Consider the following 19,668-nt stretch of genomic DNA (forward strand, 5'->3'; position numbering starts at 1 on the left):
GGAGTGTTATTGCACATGAACAGAACCTCGGTCTTCCGGAGTTCTGTTCACAAAAAAACCTCGCCAGACCGGCGAGGTTTTTTTGTGAACAGACACTGAGGTATGAACCAATCCGCCTACCCAACAATATCTTTATCAACCCCTAACCCCTTCCCAATAAAAGAAGTACCACAAGCCGTCTTTTCAAACTTAATCGGAAACCCGATCTGCCTCTGCAGTGTGCCATCACCCCGATCAACTCCAATCACCATATCCCTGGCTTTTAGCTGTGGGTGCTCCGCCGCCTCAGCAATGCCCAAAACCGGCTCCACGCAAGCGTCCGCATCAGCAAAAATGACCTGCCACTGCTCTAGCGTTTTCTGCTGTATTTTTTCAACGAGCGCGGCTTTAAAGGCTTTCTGGTGCTCCGGGTTCTGGCTCAGAGCAAAGCTCTTCATATCGGCCAGCTCGAGGATGTCGCACAGCCTAGCGGAGAACTGGGGCTCCAGGCTTCCTACAGAAAGCCAGCGGTTGTCCTGGGTCTGGTAGTAATCATAGAAAGATCCGCCATTCAGCAGGCTGGTTTCCGGCTTTTGCTCTTGGCCACCGGCCAGGCAAGCAGCGCCGGCCATGCCATTAAGTGCAAACGCGGCGTCGGTCATGCTGATATCAACAAACTGCCCTTCTCCAGTTTGCTGGCGATGAATCACCGCTGCGAGTATGCCCATTACCGCATGGTGAGAACCGCCTGCCACATCTGCAATCTGGATACCCACAGGCGGGGGGCCGCTTTCTTCACGGCCGCAATGGCTGCTTACGCCGGCTATGGAGAGGTAATTTATGTCGTGCCCTGCCCGGTCTTTGTATGGGCCAGTTTGGCCGTAGCCGGTAATGGCGCAGTAGATAAGCTTTGGGTTGATCGCTTTCAGGGTGTCATAGCCAATGCCAAGCCGATCCATCACACCGGGGCGGAACTGTTCGATCACAATGTCGTAATCCTTTATCAGCTCCAGAATTTTTTCCTTACTGCCTTCCTTTTTCAGGTTCAGCGCAAGAGACTGCTTGCCCCGGTTAAGAAACCCATGGGCCGTGCTCACACCCGCATCGTGAGGCGGCATCACACGGGTGAGGTCTACCCGGTCTGGCGCCTCAACTCTCAATACTTCCGCGCCCATGTCGGCTAAAAGCATGGTGGCGTATGGCCCGGGAAGCAGGGTGCTGAAATCCAGAATTTTCATTGAGGTCAACGGACCTGCCATGGTGTTCTCCTTGTGTGTGATGTGTTGTTCTTGCTCGCCCCATGCTGCACGGTTTTGCCTATAGGGCCAACTGCCTGTTACGCCATTACAATTAGCCGATTGTTACAGTAGCTTCGGTTGCATTGTGGCTTGGGGGTTTTATGATGGGTCTGGTTTTTACGGGATGGCGAGATAAATGTCTGATCTGACAGTTTCAAGGCACTTTGTGCAGGCCGCCCTGTCTGGCGCTGAACATTTGGGGCTCGATACCTCAGAAATGCTCAAGGACGCAGGCATATCTCCCGATCTTCTGCGCATTGAGATGGCGAGGGTGAACAGCGATCAGTTCAGCTTGTTGCTACAGATTGCCTGGAACCGCATGGATGATGAATTCTTGGGCATGGGGCCACGGCGAGCCCGGCCGGCACGTTTGCCACTATGTGTGCCCTGGTTATCGACTGCCCAACGCTGGAGGCGGTTTATCGCCGAGCCTATCAGTTTTCCCGGCTGTTTGACCCTATGGCTGCCATGGAACTGGAAACCGACAAGCAAAAGGCTCGACTGGTTACGCGTATGGAAGGCGATATCCATGACCCCAATTATTTTCTGCGCGAGAGCATTCTGGTTATCTGGCACCGGCTAGGGTGCTGGCTGGTGGGGCAGCCGGTAGAACTTGAAAAAGCTGAGTTCCATTATCCCCGACCGGTTCATGGCGATGAGTACCGCCACATTTTTCATTGCCCTTTGGAGTTTGATTCTGATTGCACAGCGTTGACGTTCGATAAACGTTTTCTGTCGGCACCTGTTATCAGAGACAGGCCGGAAATGCTTCAGTTTCTGAAGACCTCACCGGCAGATCTGTTATCCCGTCCAGACGAGAGCAATACCTTTACCGGAAAAATTCGGGCACTCATTGGTCGGGATTTTTCACAGCCCCTGCCCGATTTTGAATGGATTGCCAGCGAACTGCACACAAGTCCACAAACACTGCGCCGCAGGTTGAAGCAGGAAAACACGTCGTTTCAGGAGATCAAAGATTTACTACGCAGGGATATGGCGATTTACTACCTGGGCCGGCAGGAACTGTCTATTAACGACATTGCCGAAAAAGTTGGGTTTACAGAGCCCTCTACTTTTCACCGGGCTTTTAAGAAGTGGACAGGAGTTACCCCGGGCGCCTATCGCGAAGGCGAGCGGGGTAACCTGAAAACTGAACGCTAGGAGCCCGGCGGGGCCTGCAAATTGCGAATCAGCTTGCCCAGAGTTTGCGCTATTTCTTCAGTTTGGCTTCGGTTCGGCGACAGCTGGAACAGGCGCGAGCCATCTCGTGGGTCGTATACCCAGCAGGCAGCCACAGCCGTTTCACACCCCCACTCTACTTGGGGGTTTACACCAAAAACCGGAATCTGCGCGGTTTTACGAGTAACACCACTTGAACTGTCACGCTTGATTTCCTGTATTGAAATAGCGTCACTGCCGCTTGTCAGGCGGTATTCTATGTCTGCGGGTTGATCGAGACGCACAATTGCCTGGTCTTGCCTCCATCCTGCAACCCCAAGCAGGCTGTTAAGATGCAAAACAAGGGCTTCACGATCAGTATCTGCCAGATACAGCTTACGTAAAGAAGCGACTCGCCTATCACCCGCAGGCTCAATCACGGCAATTTTTGCCTCGTCGCCAACCTGTGGCGCCACAGCCTTCTCTTTTCTTGCTCGCTCAATCTCGGTGATCAGCTTCAGGGCATTCTGATAATGATCGCCTTCCGCACCGGCCTTGGTCACGTAGGCTTCAAGTGCCGCTTGGGCTTCATTGAAATGAGAAGACTGAAGCATCACTCGGCCACGGTAATAGTGGTAATCGGCGGGCTTTTCCACGTCCAGATGTTGCAGGCGATTAAGGTACTCGCTGGCTTCGCCCCAGTTTTCAGCAGTTACCGCCTCTTCAGTAGCCAGCATCAACCGGCGGGTTTCGTGCTCCGGCGCCAGTGCGGCAGCCTGCCCTGCTATCAGCGCCGAAGTGACAATGGCCACCCGGGCCAGCTGGCGGCCTTTTAATTTCCAGGCCGATAAACGGCTTTCCCCAAAACATATTGCCATGGCACCTACTCCTGCTCGTTAGCTGCACCAATTGCCTGTTTTTCGAAATCCGGTTCGTTGTTCTGTACTTCTTCATCAGAATCTACCTCTGCCTGATCTGTAACAGCTTTCGGCAGTTCTTTTTTTACCCGTACTCCAAGCTCAACAAACCGGTTAGCCTGGGAAATAAGGTTACCTCGCCCTCTCGTCAGGGTGTTCATAGCCGAGTCGTAGGTAACCTGGGCAGTGTGAAGCTGCCCGCCAAGACGCTCCATGGCCTCTACAAACACTCTTAGTTTGTCATAAACCGCGCTTGCGCGCTCTGCTATCAACCGCGCGTTTTGGCTCTGGCGTTCATAGCGCCAGATGTTTTCAACCGTGCGCAGGGTTGCCAGCAGTGTTGTGGGTGTTACTACAATAATCTTTCGCTCGAAGGCTTCTGAGAAAAGGGTCTCGTCTTGCTGAAAAGCTGCCACAAATGCCGGTTCTATGGGCATAAACAGAAACACAAAATCTGGCGAGTGCAGGCCACCTAATTGGCTATAGTCTTTCTCGCTAAGGGTGCGAATGTGATTGCGTACAGCGTCCACGTGATCTTTAAGGGCCTGCTCCCGGGCGCCGTCATCTTCTTCCGTAACCCACTTCTGGTAAGCCAGCAGCGATACTTTTGAATCGATCACCAGATTGCGGCTGTCGGGCAGATTCACTACTACATCTGGCCTCAACAACTGATTTTCACTGTCTCTGTAACTGCCCTGGGTTTCATACTCAACGCCTTTGCGTAGCCCGGATTTCTCCAGTACCCGCTCAAGAATCAATTCACCCCAGTTTCCCTGGATCTTCTTATCACCCTTTAGAGCCCGGGTAAGATTGGCTGCCTCTTCAGTGATCTGCCGATTCAGATCCTGAAGGGATTTTATCTCACTACGAAGTGCCTGTCGGTCTCGGGTTTCTGTGGTGTACACATCTTCCACCCGTTTGCGAAAATCCTGCAGTTGATCCCGAAAGGGGTTAAGCAAAGAATCCAGGCTTGTGCGGGTCTGCTCGGTGAAGCGTTCACTTTTTTGCTCAAAAATTCGATTGGCGAGATTTTCGAACTCTTGTTTCAAGGCATCCCGATTGTGTTCCAGCAGTGCGAGCTTCTCTGCAGCCGAGCGCCGTTCTTCTTTCAGCATCACCTGCTGTTCCCGCAGCACAGCACGGGCCTCGCTCAGCTCAGTTGCCAGCTCATCAACCTTCACTCGTTGGCTTGTGCGCTCTTCTATCAATTCTTCGATCCGCCGGCTGTGCGCTGCCACATCAGATTGCAGGCCTGCAGCCCGGCTGTCTCCCCTGGACTTTGCCAGCAGCCCCGTAATCACAGCCGTGATAACTAACAGCAGAGCAACCAATGCCACCACCACTTCCGGCCGGGAAACCATAAATTCGCTGACGGCCTCAGGCACAGGCAACACTCCTCTGGGTTTTCAGTATTTATTTGGATTAACGTGAGCTTACCCACGCATTACATTCTATAGGAACATAACGGCCTTTTCGCCGGCCGTTTTGCCATGAGACGCAAGCACAGCCTGTATCACGACTGTTTGGCAATTTGGTAATGCGATCGAATCCGACTCTGGACGCGCAACGTAATATCTATTAAAAGAGTAAAGGTCACCCGCGATTAATGGCATTACGCTTTTTTAACGGCTTTCGGGTCGACATAGAGCTAAAACGGACAATTGACCATGCTGAAAGAACTCTGGCGAAAGCTAGGCTCAGATTTCCTCCAGGCTGACAGCTCTTATAGTGAGTGCAGAGAAAGCACGTCTGGATTATATGGTTCAGCCGATTTTAGGATTCTTCCTCATATCACTCACACCGGTGAGTTTCATTTGCAACGGCTAACGTCCCTGCTCAACAGCCGATATGGCAGGAGCACAGTGGCAGTCGAGGCCAGCAGTGATGATGCTGTACGCGACTTGATTGTCTTTGCAGCCCGAATTCAGGATCAGGACATACAACGGGAATTGTTGCTGCTATACCTGAACTGCTCCCCAGTGATTCAGGAATACCTGCGCTCACACGAGATTCTTGGGACAAGCCATTTCCTACCGCGCTACATATAGGCAAAAAACACGTATAAAAATCACCCCTTAACCAACTGTAAAACAAATACACAGCTGGATTGTTGTATACTTCCGCTCCAGATATTCTCCGTCATACACTTTTAGACCGTCACATCTATTTTATTCTGTATGTGACCGGCAACCGGCTCAGGGGTTTTTCATGTATTCTAAACGATTGCGAGCTGGTCTTTCGACGTTCTCCATCATGGTTATTGCAGGCACAGTTCTGCTGACGGGGTGCTCGGCAGACAGGTATTTCATGGTTCCCAAGTCCGACCTGAGCGATCTGAACGCGTCGTCTCAGAGCCAGCGTGCAACATTGGTCGCCATGGAGAACAACGCCACAGTTCGGCATGAAACGATTCTGAGGCAGAACGAAGCGGTTACACAAAAAGTGCTGAATGCGATCACTACCCAGGTTGCAAAGCCCTCTTGCCCACCCATGCCCGCTCAGAAGGCCTGTCCCGCTTCTGAGAAAACCCAAGGCCGGGCTGACCGGCTCAAAGGAAAAGTGGTTGTTGGTGAGGTTGAAAACTTTTACCTGGCAGGGCCGGAGCTCGTCTACAAAGCACGGATTGATAGTGGTGCCGAAACCTCATCCATCGACGCCCGCAAGATTACCCGCTTTGAACGTGATGGAAGCAACTGGGTGCGCTTCGATGTACCTGTACCCGGCACAGAAGACTTCGTCACCCTTGAGAAAGAAATTTCGCGACGCGTGAAAGTGATTCAAGCCAGCACAGACGAGGCCGAGCGGCGAGTTGTGGTAGAGCTTCAGTTCTCTATTGGCGACCATGAGCAAGTGGCGGAATTTACCCTTTCAGACCGAAGCAACCTTACTTACCAAGCCCTCATTGGCCGAAACGTACTCCGGGATGTCATGTTGATTGATGTCGGTAAAGAGTATGCAACAGAATTGCCTGAATCCATCCGCACCGACAATGACAACGGGAAATAATAGTGACCAGCCCATCCCGCCTACCGTTTTATATCGCTGTTTTCCTTCTCATTGCAGCAGGCATTTCCCTCGCCGTATGGCGACACATAGAACTTGGTATTCCTTGGCTCACCGGCGACCAGCGCCCGGTTTGGATGGTGGAAGCCCGCGTTGATTTTGATGGCGCAAGTGACCCCGTTGTAGCGAGCCTGAACGTACCCGGGCAACCACCTGGGTTTAGTATTTTGACAGAACAAGCCGCATCACCTGGCTATGGCTTTTCGATTATCGATAAAGCTGGCAGCCGGCGCGCAGAGTGGACCAAGCGAGAAGTATCAGGCCCACAAACTCTCTATTTCAAAGCCCAGTTCGTACCCGACCCAGGCGCAGAGCCAACCCCTCCAGCTCAGCCACCCGAAACCAAGCGATTGTTCTGGGAAGAGCCTCAGGCAACCGCGGTGCGGGAAATTCTGGCTCAAGCTGAAGCTCGCTCAAGCACTCCAGAAAGCATGACACGGGAGCTGATCCGCCTGATGCAGCCAGACACTCGGGTGCAGAACACGACGCTTCTCGTTTCCGAGGAGAACTATCTGCAACTGCTGGTTAACATGCTTAACCATTCAGGTATCCCCGCAAGAACGGCCGATGGCCTAAAGCTTGAAGATGCCCGCCGGCGGCAACAGCTGACCCCTTTTCTACAGATCTATAATGGCGAGCAGTGGCTCACGCTTAACCCGAAAACGGCTGCCCAAGGGGTTCCAGACGATATTCTGCTTTGGCGACAAGGCCCGGAATCGCTACTTGACGTTGTTGGTGGCGACAATTCCGAGATCAGTTTCTCCATGCTTCGCCAGACGGTGCCCGCGCTTCAGCTTGCGGCCATGCAGTCTAAAGGAAATGGTTTGGGCTTCCTGAGCTTTTACGAACTCCCCATTGAAGAGCAGAGTATGTTCCGCATGCTACTGTTGCTGCCGCTTGGGGCGCTTGTGGTTGCGTTTATGCGCATCGTGATTGGCATTCGAACTTCCGGTACCTTCATGCCTGTGTTGATTGCAGTCGCCTTTGTGCAAACCACCTTGATACCCGGGCTGATAGCCTTTTTGTCCGTGGTCTCAATCGGCCTGATGATGCGGGGATACCTCTCAAGCCTGAACCTCCTCCTGGTATCGCGAATATCAGCCCTCATTATTCTGGTTATTTTCATTACTGCAGGCCTGAGTATCTTCGGTTACCAGATGGGCTTTAACACAGGCATGACCGTTACCTTTTTCCCTATGGTCATCATCGCTTGGACGATTGAGCGCATGTCCATTCTTTGGGAAGAAGAAAGCGGCCAAGAAGTTCTGATTCAAGGTTCTGGCAGCCTGTTCGTTGCCATCTGTGCCTACTTGTTGATGAGTGCTCCGTTGGCGGGCCACCTGACGTTCAACTTCCCAGAACTGCACTTTGCAGTCTTGGGACTGATTCTTCTGATGGGCCAATACACCGGCTATAAGCTCACCGAGCTTAAACGCTTCACGCCAATGAAGGCCTACGACTGATATGGATTGGATCTCTCCACGCTCATTAAAGCGGCTGGGCATGCTGAACATGAACCGGCGCAATGTAGACTACATAGCGCGCTATAACGAGCGCGCGTCCTACCCGCTGGTAGATAACAAGCTCAAAACGAAGCTGGTTGTTGCCGAATATGGCGTAAAAACGCCAAAGCTCTTGCAGGTTGTAAAACAACAGCACGAGATTTCCCGTTTCAGGGAAATGGCTGAAGAGCTTGCAGGCTTTGCCATCAAGCCCGCAAAAGGCTCAGGTGGCAAAGGCATTACTGTGATCACCGGCCGGGATGAGGACTTCTTTGTAAAAGCATCCGGGGCCCGCGTGGGTGCACCTGTGCTGGAGCGGCACTTAACCAACATTCTGGCCGGCCTTTATTCCTTGGCCGGCACACCCGATGTAGCCATTGTGGAAAACCTGGTGGAATCGTCGCCGTCACTGGCCCGCTATTCCCATCAGGGCGTGCCCGACATACGCATCGTTGTGTTCCAGGGCTACCCTGTTATGGCCATGTTGAGGCTTGCGACTACCGCCTCTGATGGCAAAGCTAACCTGCACCAAGGTGCGGTAGGCGTAGGCTTGGACATAAGTACGGGCAAAAGCCTGAACGCTGTGCAGTTCAACAGGCCGATCACACTCCACCCGGATACCGGCCTGGCATTGGGAAATATAAATATTGATGCCTGGGGTGAGATGCTTGAAATGGCTTCGCGTTGTTATGAAGCAACGGGTCTGGGCTATATGGGCGTAGATATTGTGGTCGATGCCAACGAAGGCCCACTTCTGCTTGAGCTTAACGCCCGGCCTGGCTTGGCCATCCAAATGGCTAACGGCCGTGGCCTGCTGCCAAGATTGCGTGCGGTTGAGGCTTAAAACGCCCTCACTTCACTCCCGCAGAGCGTGCAAACTACGCCATGGAAACTTTCGCTAAGCTCTAGGACGGAAGGCTCAGTTATACCTGCGTTAGATTTTCCGTATTACTAAATTACTAAGTAACGAGCATAAAAAAACCGGAGCCAAAGCTCCGGTTTTTTTATGCTCCACTGCTTTAAGTCATCTCGCCCCTGGCGATCAGCAGCTTCCGCTCATGGGTCAGGCCTTTCAGCAAGCCCCAAGTCATAACCAGCAGTATCACCGTAAATGGCAAGCCTGCACTCACTGCAGTCGCTGGATAGCACCCAGAGCATCGGTGCCGCCACCAAAGATCAGCGCAGCCGCAATAGCCCCCTCCATAACAACCCAGAACACACGTTGTGCGGTGGGCGCATCGGTTTTACCACCCGCAGTTATGCTGTCGATAACCAGAGAGCCCGAATCCGAAGAGGTTATAAAAAATACCAATACCAGCACAATACCAATAAACGAAAGGATCTCAGTCATTGGAAGGTTTGCAAACATCTGGAAGGTCGCCAGAGAAACCTCAGTGATGCCATCTTCCGCAAGCGCCCCAACACCCTGGTCGATCTGCTCAAGTGCCGCGCCACCAAAGGAGCTCATCCATACCGCAGTAATCACAGTCGGGATAATAAGAACCGCCAATATGAACTCACGAACCGTTCTGCCCTTGGAAACTCGCGCAATAAACATACCTACAAACGGTGACCAGGAAATCCACCAGGCCCAATAGAATACAGTCCAGCCGCGCATCCAGGCTTCATCTTCACGACCAAACGGATTACTAAATGCCACAACGTTGGTTACATAGCTGGTGCTCGTCACCCACAGGTTTTCCAGTATGCTCATGGTGGGGCCGGCAAAAATAACGAAGAACAACAGAATGCCTGCCAGCGACATGTTGATGTTACTCAGCACCTTAACGCCACCATCAAGGCCTCGTAGCACTGAGAGAAGCGCAACAGCTGTTACACCAACAATGATAGCCATTTGTACGTTGATGCCTGAGCCCATGCCAAACAGATAATCAAGGCCTGAAGCTGCTTGCTGCGCGCCAAACCCGAGCGAAGTCGCCAGACCAAAAATGGTGGCCACAACCGCCAAGCTATCGATGATATGACCAGGCCAGCCCCACACTTTGTCTTTTAGCAGCGGGAAGAACGCCGAGCGGATGGTTAGCGGCATGTTCTTGTTGTACGCAAAGAAGGCCAAAGAAAGCGCAACAATCGAGTACACAGCCCACGGATGAAGGCCCCAGTGATACATGGTGCCACCCATGGCAAGGTTACGCGCCTCTGGCGTATTCGCCTCTACGCCAAACGGTGTGCCGAACCAGCCCGTGTAATATGCCACCGGTTCTGCCACAGCCCAGAACATCAGGCCAATACCCATGCCGGCTGCGAAAAGCATCGCAAACCAGGAGATGGTGGAAAACTCGGGCTTCGCATCCATGCCACCCAAGCGAATCTTACCTACTGGCATAAAAATCAACGCAATACACACGATGACAAAAACATTGGCGCTTAGCAGAAAGAACCAATCAAAAGTTTCGATAATGTCGTTCTTGGCGCCGTCCAACAAGTCTTTAGCTACTGTCGGAAACATCAACGTCCCAATAACAAACACCACCACCAATATTGCCGTAATCGGAAATACCGGTGCGTGCAGATCCAGCCCGAATGGTCTGATATTATCCTGGCCAGCTACGTAATCCGTTTGATACTCGTCTTTAATTACGTCGCCCACGTGTTGGCGCCTCCTAGTTCTGAATTTAATACCGAAAAACCCTTCGCAATCTGGGTCAAAACGTTACAAGCGCGCCATAATAATGTTTTGAACTCAAAACATCAAAAGCGCAATAATTTAATGCATCGACACTTAGCATAGACCAACGTCGGTGCCCCAAAGCCAAAAACCCAAGCAATCAGATATCAGTCAGGCGCCGTATCGATATACTAGGCGCTAAAAAAATGAAGCAAACCACGCACCACATCCACGGAGCCACACGAGATATTCATGGAGAAAACAACCACTTTCCCGATGCGCTACTCAGCTTACGTTATTAGTATTACCGGCTTTATTGCCTCGCTGGCTCTGAGCCTGCACTACGAAACCTGGTATCTGATACCGGGCCTATTCGGCGCCTTAGTCATTCTGGGGACCTACGACGTTCTGCAAACCACACACACCATCAGTCGTAATTACCCCATCATGGTGCACTTCCGTTACCTGTTCGAATCCATAGGGCCGAGATTCGGCAGTACTTTATTCAGTCTGATAACGACGAACAGCCGTTTTCCCGGGATCAGCGCACCATCATTTATCAGCGCGCCAAGAATGTGCTGGATAAACGCCCCTTCGGCTCGCAGCTAAAGATGTACGACGAGGGTTTTGAGTGGATCAATCACTCACTGAAGCCTTCTAAAATTCCCGACAGCAACTTCCGCGTGCAGATCGGCTCGCGTTGCGCCAAGCCCTACAGTGCAAGTGTTTTCAACATTTCAGCCATGAGTTTTGGTTCACTTTCTGCGAACGCCATTCTAAGCCTGAACACCGGTGCAAAAATGGGCGGCTTCTATCACGACACAGGGGAAGGCTCCATTTCTCGTTATCACAGGCAGCCCGGCGGCGACCTGGTTTGGGAGATTGGTTCCGGCTACTTCGGCTGTCGTAACAAAGACGGATCATTCAACCCTGACATGTTCGAGAAAAACGCCACCCTCGACCAAGTAAAAATGATAGAGGTCAAACTATCTCAAGGGGCAAAACCCGGCCACGGAGGCATTCTTCCTGGCGCCAAAGTAACACCGGAAATTGCCGAAGCCCGAGGTGTTTCTATAGGCGAAGATTGCATTTCTCCTGCACAGCATTCTGCCTTTTCCACACCCATTGAGATGCTTGAATTCCTCGATCAGCTCCGCGAGTTGTCTGGCGGCAAGCCGGTGGGCTTCAAGCTGGCTATTGGCCATCCTTGGGAGTGGTTTGCGATTGTTAAAGCGATGCTTAAAACCGGCCTCAAACCGGATTTCATTGTGATAGATGGCGGTGAAGGCGGTACAGGAGCCGCACCATTGGAGTTTATTAACCGCATTGGCACACCCATGACGGAAGCACTCCTTCTGGTGCACAACACACTGGTGGGCACCAACCTCAGGGAAGATATATCCATTGGTGCAGCGGGCAAAATCACCTCGGCATTTAACATTGCGCGCACTCTGGCGCTGGGTGCCGACTGGTGCAACGCCGCACGCGGCTATATGTTCTCACTAGGCTGCATTCAAGCCCTGAACTGCCATACCGGCCGCTGCCCCAGCGGTGTTGCAACTCAGGACCCCAGACGAAGCAGCAAGCTCGACGTAGAAGATAAGAGCAATAGGGTATATAACTTCCACAGAAACACCCTGGACGCCCTACAGAACCTGCTGGAAGCCTCGGGGCTACGTCACCCTGGCGAACTGGGCCCAGAACACATTGTACGCCGGGTATCAAAAACCGAAGTACACTCGTACATCGACCTGTTCCCTTTCCTGGCCCCCGGCTCCCTACTTGAAGGCAAGACCGGAATGGCGGTCTTCGATAAATACTGGGCCGAATCACAACCCGATAGCTTTGACCCGCCAGAATTCGTTCAGCAACTTAGAGAAACAAAGCTTCGGTAAACTATGTGGGAGCGAAACCACCAAAACCTATTTATTTTTGATCTGGGCTAGTGTAGACTTCGCTCCCGCTAAGCCACTGAGATTCCTCTTTAAGTCTCCTTGGTACTAGCCATCAAAGCTAGGCTTTGAAAAGGCAAAATTAGCAAATCGGGGCGTAGCGCAGCTTGGTAGCGCACTTGCATGGGGTGCAAGGGGTCGAAGGTTCAAATCCTTCCGTCCCGACCATATTTCAACATTTAAGCTCGGTGCCGCAAGGTCCGAGCTTTTTTGTTTCTGGAAAACAGACGTCACCTGTTACAGGCTGTTTTTTTGACGCCGCCTTTCAACGTAATGCGCCACCACCGTGATCTGCAGATCAGTCAGAGAGCCATCTAACGCAGGCATGATGCCAACACCGCCACTTACGGCGTTAGCTACCCGAGTTACCCAAATCTAAAAGTGACTCAGGTAGATTCGAGGTTTAACTCTCAGATTGTGGGCATCACATCGGTTGGCCCGACCTCCTGCACCGACCACAACAAACGTGAGCGCCATGAATCGACCAGCGTGGTAGGCTCATAGGCGAGGTGACCTTACATCACAAAGGGATTACACATGATTTTCGGAATCGCATGGTTCTCGATGATGTGGTTTGGCCTGATGACAGTCGCGCTGGCAGCCACCGTGATATTTGTACTGCGTCGAAAACGCGAGGCCGGGAGTAAAAACAAAGCGGCCACCCGTCAGCCACAAAACGAAGCTCGCCAGCAAGTGCTTGAAACAATAAAAGGGATGCACGCCGCGGCCGAAGGCCTCCGTGGCCGGGCTCGTGTGAAGGCTCTGCGGGGCTACATGGATAGCATGAATGACGGTCTAGAGTACGTCTCGGAAATTCGCCCCTCTGCAAACGGCGCCCCCAAAGGGGAATGGGTGATTGCACCGGGCTCAGAACCCGATCGCCGGATTCTCTACATTCACGGTGGTTCCTGGATCGCCGGCAGCCCCAAAAGTCATCGCGCTATCACTGACCGGTTGTCGAGGCTGGCCAACGCCTGTGTGTTCGCCATTGATTACCGGCTAATGCCCGAAAACCGCTATCTGGATGGCATTATTGACTGCCAGCGGGCTTACCTCTGGATGCTTGAGAACGGCCCAGATGGAAAGGCACCGGCCAAATTTGTGGTGATCGCCGGGGACTCCGCTGGCGGCAGCCACACCTTAGGGCTGATTGCCTGGGTACGGGACCAAGGGCTGCAGCCACCAACTGCCGCTATTGCCCTGTCGCCCTCTACTGAACTCATGCTCACATCTCTGGGCAGGCGATCTAACCTCAACACCGATGTCATGCTAGGACCAACCATTGAGAAACTGGCGCGCATACCCCTACCGCTACTGTGGTGGGGGACGGTTTTGGGTATGCGAGTATTGCCCACCAGTAAAATGGCATCTCCGCTGCGAGGAGACCTCCATAATCTCCCTCCAACACTCATTCACGCCAGTGAATCGGAGCTACTGCTGGAAAACGCCCAAAGGTACGTTGCAAAAGCCCAGGCAGCTGGCTCACCGGTAGAAATGGAAACCTGGCCCGACATGGTTCATGTGTGGCACCTTTTTACGCCCCTGTTACCAGAGGCGGAAGAAGCGTTCGAGCATATCGGAGAATTTTTGGCCCGGGCAGAACATCACATTTCTTCATGCACCTGACCATAGGCTAGCATTGCGAACAAGCCGGTACCGCCGAGAATGTTGCCGAGAAGCACCGGTGAAATATGGTAGATCAAGCCGGTAAAGATATTCATTTCCCCATTGAGCACCAGAGTGAAAATTTCGTTTGACCCGGCAATCACATGGGTAAAATCACCCGCCGCGATCAGCCAGGTAAACATCACAATTACCAGTACTTCGGATCCCTTCGCCGAAGGCAACATCCACACCATTGCCGCTATGAAAAAGCCTGAGGGAATACCACGCAAAAACGTCTCAGCCGGGGTCAGCTCCGCCAAGTGGCGTGATATCTCGAGGATAGCTGTGAGAGTCTCGACGGGAAAAATACTGCCGTGGACGCCGATGGCGGCGGTTAAAAACGTACCAACAAGATTGGCCACGAGTACAAGACCCCATAGGCGCGCGGCGCAATAGAACCGATTGCGCGTCGGGTCGGCTAAAACCGGCAGCACAACTGTAATGGTATTCTCGGTGAACAATTGAAGCCGGCACAGGATGACCAGGACAAACCCGAACGAATACCCCAGGCTTTCAATCAACGTTAAGTAGGGGTGAGTCGAACCAAGATTAGATCGGATAACTCCCTCTACAAGAACCGAGGACGAAATCCCGACGCCCGCCGCCACACCCGACCACCAGAGCGAGACTTTCGGGCGGTGAAGCTCATCTTCGCCCTCGCGCAGGATAATAGAATAAACAGTCAGCGGCGATAGGTTGCCATGCTCGGCAACGGAATTACGTTCTTTCGTAGTCAGTGACTTCTCGCTCGACGTCGGTGTCTGTTCGCGGGATTCCCGATCCTGAACCTTAGCGCGAGTCTCTTGTTCGTCTGCGGCCTCCTTAGCTTGCTTCTCGGAGGAGGTATTCCGATTGTTTTCCTCGTCACGCATTTTGCTATCCTTTGGCGATCCAGAATATACCCTAAAGCGTCTCAGCTCATCAGTTGCTCTTTGGCTTCATTCACACGGGCGGCAAGGTAGTTACTCCCGCCATGGTCCGGGTGTATCTTTTGCATCACCCTACGATGAGCTTGAACAATCTCATCGCGGCTGGCACCAGCTTCTAGCCCGAGGATATCCAAAGCTTCGCGGTCGGTCAGAGATCCGCCATGGCCCGGATTTTTACGCTCACTACTCTCCTCGCTGTCATCACCAGCTGGGTCGTCAGTGCGCCAGGAATCTCCAAAGCGGCGATCTAAATAGGTTTCCAAGAGCCGCGCGGAATCTTCGTCATGGGCCCGACAGTATTGCAATAACTCAATGAATTCACTCTCGCCAAGATCCGCCAAGCCTCGTCCGGCCATAGGGCCTTTCAGTACATCTCCACTCATCGTTTCAGAATCGTGATCCAGCGTCATACTGAGAATATCACTGGATACATGAGATTGGTTGCCCTGCTTCACGGTTGCCTCATCCCCTCCTGAGCCCGGCATCCGACCCGATAGCAAAGATGGCAGCACACGGCGCAACAAGGGGAAAAGAAACACAAGCAAGGCAAACACCAGGCTCAAACGCCCGGTAATGGCCAGAAGAACCAATATCAAAATACCGGCTATCAACGCCAGTTTGAGAATAGCCGGTTTTCGTTGGCTGGGTGGCTGGCTACGTAACCAGACCCAAGCTATAGCCGTCATTACGACAACCAGAAGTGTTAGTGGCACTCAGATACTCCGGGCCGATTGGCCCACTGGTTGATTGACATAAGCGCTACCTGATCTGTTGAGACAAACGCTTAACCTCCGGCGAGCTGCCACTCGAATAGTCCTGCAGGGCTTTGACTCCCCCGGAAGCATAGACCGCTACAGCGGCCATAAGATCCTTAAGTGCTTGGGGGCTGTTGCGATCAAAGGGTGCATAGGCGCCGCCCGACAGCTTACTTACCTGTTGGAATACCGCTTTTGCATGTGCATCGGCACCCTCGTGGAACATAAACACCGGGGTTTTCAACATGCCTAACTCCCCGGCAATATGGCAAAGTTCATCCACAGACTCCTCACAACAATCCCCGATAAACACCACGGCCTTGACGGCTTTTGCGCGGGTTTCGCTCCTGGCGTGTGTTAACACCTTGCTAATCTGAGTACGTCCGCCCAGACATGAAACGCCGTTCATCAAGTTAAGCAACTGCCCGGTCTTGCTGACGAAACCTGTGGCCTTGAACTCCCCAAAACCTCGGTAGTAGCATAGCTGGATAGCCAGGCCGCCCAAATCCTTGGTCGCCAGGAAAAGCTCACTTTGCAAGTGGCAAGCCTGATCCCACGTAGCACCCCGGCTGGCAGTGGCATCCAGAGCAAAAATCAGCCGCCCCTGCTCACCGCTCGCTTTGGGAAGTTTGCGAACCTGGTGGATAAACTGGTCGATCGACTGTTTATCGGATTTAGTACGGAGCTCTTTGTCGGACATGTGCTTTTGCAAACCGCCTCGTTCGGCTAATGACTACCTCAAGCTTAGGGGAAAGGCTGAGCAATTCACAGGCCCGGTGGCGACACAGGCTCAGACCTCGATAGCGTTACAGTTTTGCCAGTGCCTCATTCGCTGGGGTATCACCAGATACCACATAAAAAACCCGGTCAGAGGTGGTATTCGCCTCCAGCGCGGCCAACAGAACGCGAGCAACATCCTGCCGTGGAATTTTGCCCCCGCCTTGCTGCTCTGCACTGACAGAGATCTTGCCCGTGCCCTCATCGCTAGTGAGCTGACCCGGCCGAACAATGGTGTAGTGCAGACCGCTCTTTTTCAGATGCTCATCGGCGTTGTGCTTTGCTTGAAGGTAATGGCGAAGTTTTTCAGGGCCATTACCTGGCTCCTCGGCACCTATACTGCTCACCATGATAAAGTGCTTTACGCCGGTGGCCTTGGCGCTATCAATCAGCCGGATGGCGCCATCCTGATCTACACTAATGGTTTTGTCCGGCCCGATATGCGGGCCTGAGCCAGCGGTGAAGATGACCGTATCACAGCCTCTCATAGCCTCGCTGCAATCCTTTTCCAGATCCCCCAGCACGGTCTCAGTGGCGCCCAGTTGTTGCAATTCAGGACCCTGTTCCAAGTGCCGGACAAGAGCACGGGCTTCATGATCACTGTTTGCCATTTCCCGCAACAAATGTTGCCCTATCTGCCCGTTGGCTCCTGCAATGAATACATGCATGGCGATTCTCCTGGTTGGCTATTCTTGATGGCTACCTTTGATAGATCAGTGCAACACTCGCTCAATTCAACCCGCACCCACACTTTATATGAAATAACTTCACGGATTCGCCTGCCCAGACGCAACACCCCATCAATCTGTTACCATAATCCAAATTTCCAACCAAGAGCTGAATCATGATGGATGCAACCAAGTTTTACATTGATGGAAAATGGGTCACGCCTGACGGATCCCAGCGCCTGGAAGTGATCAACCCTTCTGATGAAAAAGGGTTTTCCACGATTACTCTGGGTACGCAAGCTGATACAGATAACGCTGTCAGTGCTGCAAAGAAAGCTCTCCCTGCTTGGGCGGCTTCTACCAAAGAACAACGTATTGAGCTGCTGGAGCGCCTGTTCGAAACCTACAAGGCGCGCGCGGAAGAAATGGCGCAAACCATCAGCCAGGAAATGGGCGCGCCCATTGATCTTGCAAGAAGCGCACAGGTTGGCGCCGGTGCAGCCCATTTGAAAAATACCATCCGTGCTTTGAAGTCTTTTAGCTTTGAACACCCCCTTGGTGATCACGCACCGGATAACATCATTCTGCACGAGCCAGTAGGTGTCTGCGCGTTGATCACACCCTGGAACTGGCCGATGAACCAGGTGATGTTGAAAGTAGCACCAGCGCTGGCCGCAGGCTGCACAATAGTCCTGAAACCATCTGAGATATCGCCTCTGTCGGCCATGCTTCTTACTGAGATGATAGACAGCTCAGGCTTCCCGGAAGGCGTTTTCAACCTGGTTAACGGAGATGGCGCGGGTGTTGGCTCGCAACTCTCCAAGCATCCAGATATTGACCTGGTGAGTTTTACCGGCTCTACCCGTGCCGGCAAAGCGATCACACTTGCAGCCGCCGATACCATGAAGCGAGTGGGTCTGGAGCTAGGCGGCAAAGGCGCCAATATCATTTTTGCGGATGCCGATGAAAAAGCGGTGACTCGTGGTGTACGCCACTGCTTTGCTAACTCAGGCCAGTCTTGCAACGCACCCACGCGAATGCTGGTGGAAAAGTCTGTATACAAGCAGGCCGTTGAAACTGCCGCGATGATTGCCAGCAAAACTGATGTGGGCCATGCAGGCACAGAGGGCCGACATATCGGGCCAGTGGTCTCCGAACAACAGTTTGTGAAGGTTCAGGCGCTGATTAAGCAGGGCATAGAAGAAGGTGCCACGTTGGTTGCCGGCGGCGAAGGGCGGCCGGAAGGTTTTGAAACAGGTTATTTCGTAAAGCCGACGGTTTTTTCAGATGTCGCTCCTGGAATGACAATCTGGAGTGAAGAGATTTTTGGCCCAGTCTTGGTCATCACACCTTTTGAAACCGAAGAAGAGGCTATAGAGCTGGCTAACGACACCCTCTATGGGCTTACCAACTACATCCAGACCTCTGATAAAGACAGGGCTCGCAGGCTCGCCAGGCAAGTCAGGTCCGGCATGGTGGAGGTCAACGGTAAATCCGGATCGGCCGGCTTCCCATTCGGCGGCATGAAACAGTCTGGCAATGGCAGCCGGGAAGGTGGCGTCTGGGGCCTGGAAGAGTTCCTGGAAGTTAAATCGGTCACTGACTGGTAACCCTCTTACTCGCTGCAAGGTATACAAACCTTTAAAAAGCAACGAGTTAACCTAGACACAAAAAAGCCGAAGTGATGACGAATCACTTCGGCTTTTTTGTGTCAGAAGGGGTTGTCTATTTTGCTGGCGCGTTAAGTACGTCCAGAACCTCTTCCAGTTCGGTGATCATTTGCCGGATAAGCTGCTTGTACTGAGTGGTGTCATCTTTTACTTCATGGCTACTCAGCTTTTGCTTGGCGCCACCAATGGTATAACCCTGCTCGTAGAGCAAACTGCGTATCTGGCGGATGGTGATCACATCGGCACGCTGATAATAGCGGCGATTACCCCGGCGCTTAACCGGCGATAGCTGCGAAAATTCCTGCTCCCAATAGCGCAGAACGTGAGCCTTTACCGCGCACAGTTCCGCTACCTCACCTATCGTGAAGTAGCGCTTCCCGGGAATAGCGGGGAGTTCGTTGTTATGACTGGGTTCCAACATACGCTTCTACTTTCTGTTTCAGTTTCTGTCCCGGGCGAAACGTAACAACACGTCGTGCGCTTATCGGAATCTCTTCGCCAGTTTTTGGGTTTCTCCCCGGACGCTGCTTTTTATCACGCAGATCGAAGTTACCGAAACCCGACAGTTTTACTTGCTCGTTATGGCTGAGTGCGCCTCTGATCTCATCGAAGAAAGCTTCCACCATTTCCTTGGCTTCGCGTTTGTTCAAGCCCAATTCCTCGTACAAGCGCTCTGCCATTTCCGCTTTCGTCAAAGCCGCCATGT

At 52.7% G+C, this 19,668-nt stretch carries 14 protein-coding genes, 1 tRNA gene and 4 pseudogenes; 9 read left to right on the plus strand and 10 right to left on the minus strand.

The window, feature by feature from the left end; translation table 11 throughout:
• Positions 1 to 116: 116 nt before the first annotated feature.
• Complete coding sequence (locus BCA33_RS07855; protein WP_071264777.1) at positions 117 to 1,238, minus strand: CaiB/BaiF CoA-transferase family protein; 1,122 nt, start codon at positions 1,236 to 1,238, stop codon at positions 117 to 119.
• A 175-nt stretch (positions 1,239 to 1,413) separates the two neighbouring features.
• Here BCA33_RS07855 and BCA33_RS07860 point away from each other — a divergent pair.
• Positions 1,414 to 2,438, plus strand: a pseudogene (locus BCA33_RS07860) (AraC family transcriptional regulator).
• Here BCA33_RS07860 and BCA33_RS07865 read toward each other — a convergent pair.
• Positions 2,435 to 3,313 (minus strand): hypothetical protein, encoded by an 879-nt coding sequence (locus BCA33_RS07865; protein WP_254774263.1) that lies wholly within the window; start codon positions 3,311 to 3,313, stop codon positions 2,435 to 2,437. The pseudogene BCA33_RS07860 and the gene BCA33_RS07865 sit on opposite strands and share 4 nt — an antisense overlap.
• A gap of 5 nt (positions 3,314 to 3,318) precedes the next feature.
• Positions 3,319 to 4,737: a DNA recombination protein RmuC gene (locus BCA33_RS07870; RefSeq protein WP_071264779.1), complete on the minus strand. Its 1,419-nt coding sequence runs from the start codon at positions 4,735 to 4,737 to the stop codon at positions 3,319 to 3,321.
• A gap of 477 nt (positions 4,738 to 5,214) precedes the next feature.
• Here BCA33_RS07870 and BCA33_RS21555 point away from each other — a divergent pair, with 477 nt between their 5' ends.
• The 4 genes and pseudogenes from BCA33_RS21555 to BCA33_RS07890 all read left to right on the plus strand — a co-directional run bounded on the left by BCA33_RS21555 (position 5,215) and on the right by BCA33_RS07890 (position 8,826).
• Positions 5,215 to 5,400, plus strand: coding sequence for a hypothetical protein (locus tag BCA33_RS21555; RefSeq protein WP_254774264.1), 186 nt, complete (start codon positions 5,215 to 5,217; stop codon positions 5,398 to 5,400).
• Between the two features lie 160 nt (positions 5,401 to 5,560).
• Entirely contained in the window at positions 5,561 to 6,358 is a 798-nt protein-coding gene (locus tag BCA33_RS07880; protein ID WP_071264784.1) for a RimK/LysX family protein, read from the plus strand.
• Positions 6,359 to 6,360: 2 nt separating this feature from the next.
• A complete protein-coding gene (locus tag BCA33_RS07885) occupies positions 6,361 to 7,878 on the plus strand; it encodes an inactive transglutaminase family protein (RefSeq protein WP_071264786.1) in 1,518 nt (505 codons plus the stop codon).
• A 1-nt stretch (position 7,879) separates the two neighbouring features.
• Positions 7,880 to 8,826 (plus strand): annotated as a pseudogene (locus BCA33_RS07890) (alpha-L-glutamate ligase-like protein).
• Between the two features lie 110 nt (positions 8,827 to 8,936).
• Here BCA33_RS07890 and BCA33_RS07895 read toward each other — a convergent pair.
• Positions 8,937 to 10,528 (minus strand): annotated as a pseudogene (locus BCA33_RS07895) (BCCT family transporter).
• A 270-nt stretch (positions 10,529 to 10,798) separates the two neighbouring features.
• Here BCA33_RS07895 and BCA33_RS07900 point away from each other — a divergent pair.
• The 3 genes and pseudogenes from BCA33_RS07900 (at position 10,799) to BCA33_RS07910 (ending at position 14,124) form a co-directional block, all read left to right on the plus strand.
• Positions 10,799 to 12,441 (plus strand): annotated as a pseudogene (locus BCA33_RS07900) (FMN-binding glutamate synthase family protein).
• A gap of 148 nt (positions 12,442 to 12,589) precedes the next feature.
• Positions 12,590 to 12,666: transfer RNA gene (locus BCA33_RS07905), tRNA-Pro, on the plus strand.
• 369 nt (positions 12,667 to 13,035) lie between these two features.
• On the plus strand, positions 13,036 to 14,124 hold the full coding sequence (locus BCA33_RS07910; protein ID WP_071264788.1) for an alpha/beta hydrolase: 1,089 nt from the start codon (positions 13,036 to 13,038) through the stop codon (positions 14,122 to 14,124).
• Here BCA33_RS07910 and BCA33_RS07915 read toward each other — a convergent pair.
• The 4 genes from BCA33_RS07915 to BCA33_RS07930 form a co-directional block, all read right to left on the minus strand.
• Positions 14,103 to 15,035 carry a formate/nitrite transporter family protein gene (locus BCA33_RS07915; RefSeq protein WP_083394674.1) on the minus strand — a complete coding sequence of 311 codons (933 nt, stop codon included), beginning with the start codon at positions 15,033 to 15,035 and terminating at the stop codon, positions 14,103 to 14,105. The two genes, BCA33_RS07910 and BCA33_RS07915, sit on opposite strands and share 22 nt — an antisense overlap.
• A 41-nt stretch (positions 15,036 to 15,076) precedes the next feature.
• The gene (locus BCA33_RS07920) at positions 15,077 to 15,805 is read right to left on the minus strand and encodes a molecular chaperone DnaJ (RefSeq protein ID WP_071264790.1); all 729 of its coding nucleotides are present in this window, start codon (positions 15,803 to 15,805) and stop codon (positions 15,077 to 15,079) included.
• A gap of 46 nt (positions 15,806 to 15,851) precedes the next feature.
• Positions 15,852 to 16,547 (minus strand): hypothetical protein, encoded by a 696-nt coding sequence (locus BCA33_RS07925; protein ID WP_071264792.1) that lies wholly within the window; start codon positions 16,545 to 16,547, stop codon positions 15,852 to 15,854.
• 106 nt (positions 16,548 to 16,653) lie between these two features.
• Entirely contained in the window at positions 16,654 to 17,292 is a 639-nt protein-coding gene (locus BCA33_RS07930; RefSeq protein ID WP_071264794.1) for an SDR family oxidoreductase, read from the minus strand.
• A 176-nt stretch (positions 17,293 to 17,468) separates the two neighbouring features.
• Here BCA33_RS07930 and BCA33_RS07935 point away from each other — a divergent pair, with 176 nt between their 5' ends.
• On the plus strand, positions 17,469 to 18,902 hold the full coding sequence (locus BCA33_RS07935) for an aldehyde dehydrogenase family protein (RefSeq protein ID WP_071264796.1): 1,434 nt from the start codon (positions 17,469 to 17,471) through the stop codon (positions 18,900 to 18,902).
• 115 nt (positions 18,903 to 19,017) lie between these two features.
• Here the strand turns inward: BCA33_RS07935 and BCA33_RS07940 are convergent, their stop codons facing one another.
• Together BCA33_RS07940 and ihfA are read right to left on the minus strand one after the other, a co-directional pair.
• Positions 19,018 to 19,383, minus strand: coding sequence for a MerR family transcriptional regulator (locus BCA33_RS07940; RefSeq protein WP_071264798.1), 366 nt, complete (start codon positions 19,381 to 19,383; stop codon positions 19,018 to 19,020).
• Entirely contained in the window at positions 19,364 to 19,666 is a 303-nt protein-coding gene (ihfA, locus tag BCA33_RS07945; protein ID WP_071264800.1) for an integration host factor subunit alpha, read from the minus strand. The genes BCA33_RS07940 and ihfA overlap by 20 nt, the downstream gene beginning before the upstream one ends.
• Between the last annotated feature and the right edge of the window lie 2 nt (positions 19,667 to 19,668).

The sequence above is a fragment of the Marinobacter sp. AC-23 genome (assembly GCF_001858325.1).
Classification (GTDB): Bacteria; Pseudomonadota; Gammaproteobacteria; order Pseudomonadales; family Oleiphilaceae; genus Marinobacter.

Coding starts and splice junctions, on each gene's coding strand:
- BCA33_RS07855 (WP_071264777.1), bottom strand. CDS start 1,238: ATGGCAGGTCCGTTGACCTCAATGAAAATTCTGGATTTCAGCACCCTG.
- BCA33_RS07865 (WP_254774263.1), bottom strand. CDS start 3,313: ATGGCAATATGTTTTGGGGAAAGCCGTTTATCGGCCTGGAAATTAAAA.
- BCA33_RS07880 (WP_071264784.1), top strand. CDS start 5,561: ATGTATTCTAAACGATTGCGAGCTGGTCTTTCGACGTTCTCCATCATG.
- BCA33_RS07910 (WP_071264788.1), top strand. CDS start 13,036: ATGATTTTCGGAATCGCATGGTTCTCGATGATGTGGTTTGGCCTGATG.
- BCA33_RS07915 (WP_083394674.1), bottom strand. CDS start 15,035: ATGCGTGACGAGGAAAACAATCGGAATACCTCCTCCGAGAAGCAAGCT.
- BCA33_RS07925 (WP_071264792.1), bottom strand. CDS start 16,547: ATGTCCGACAAAGAGCTCCGTACTAAATCCGATAAACAGTCGATCGAC.
- BCA33_RS07930 (WP_071264794.1), bottom strand. CDS start 17,292: ATGCATGTATTCATTGCAGGAGCCAACGGGCAGATAGGGCAACATTTG.
- BCA33_RS07935 (WP_071264796.1), top strand. CDS start 17,469: ATGATGGATGCAACCAAGTTTTACATTGATGGAAAATGGGTCACGCCT.
- BCA33_RS07940 (WP_071264798.1), bottom strand. CDS start 19,383: ATGTTGGAACCCAGTCATAACAACGAACTCCCCGCTATTCCCGGGAAG.
- ihfA (WP_071264800.1), bottom strand. CDS start 19,666: ATGGCGGCTTTGACGAAAGCGGAAATGGCAGAGCGCTTGTACGAGGAA.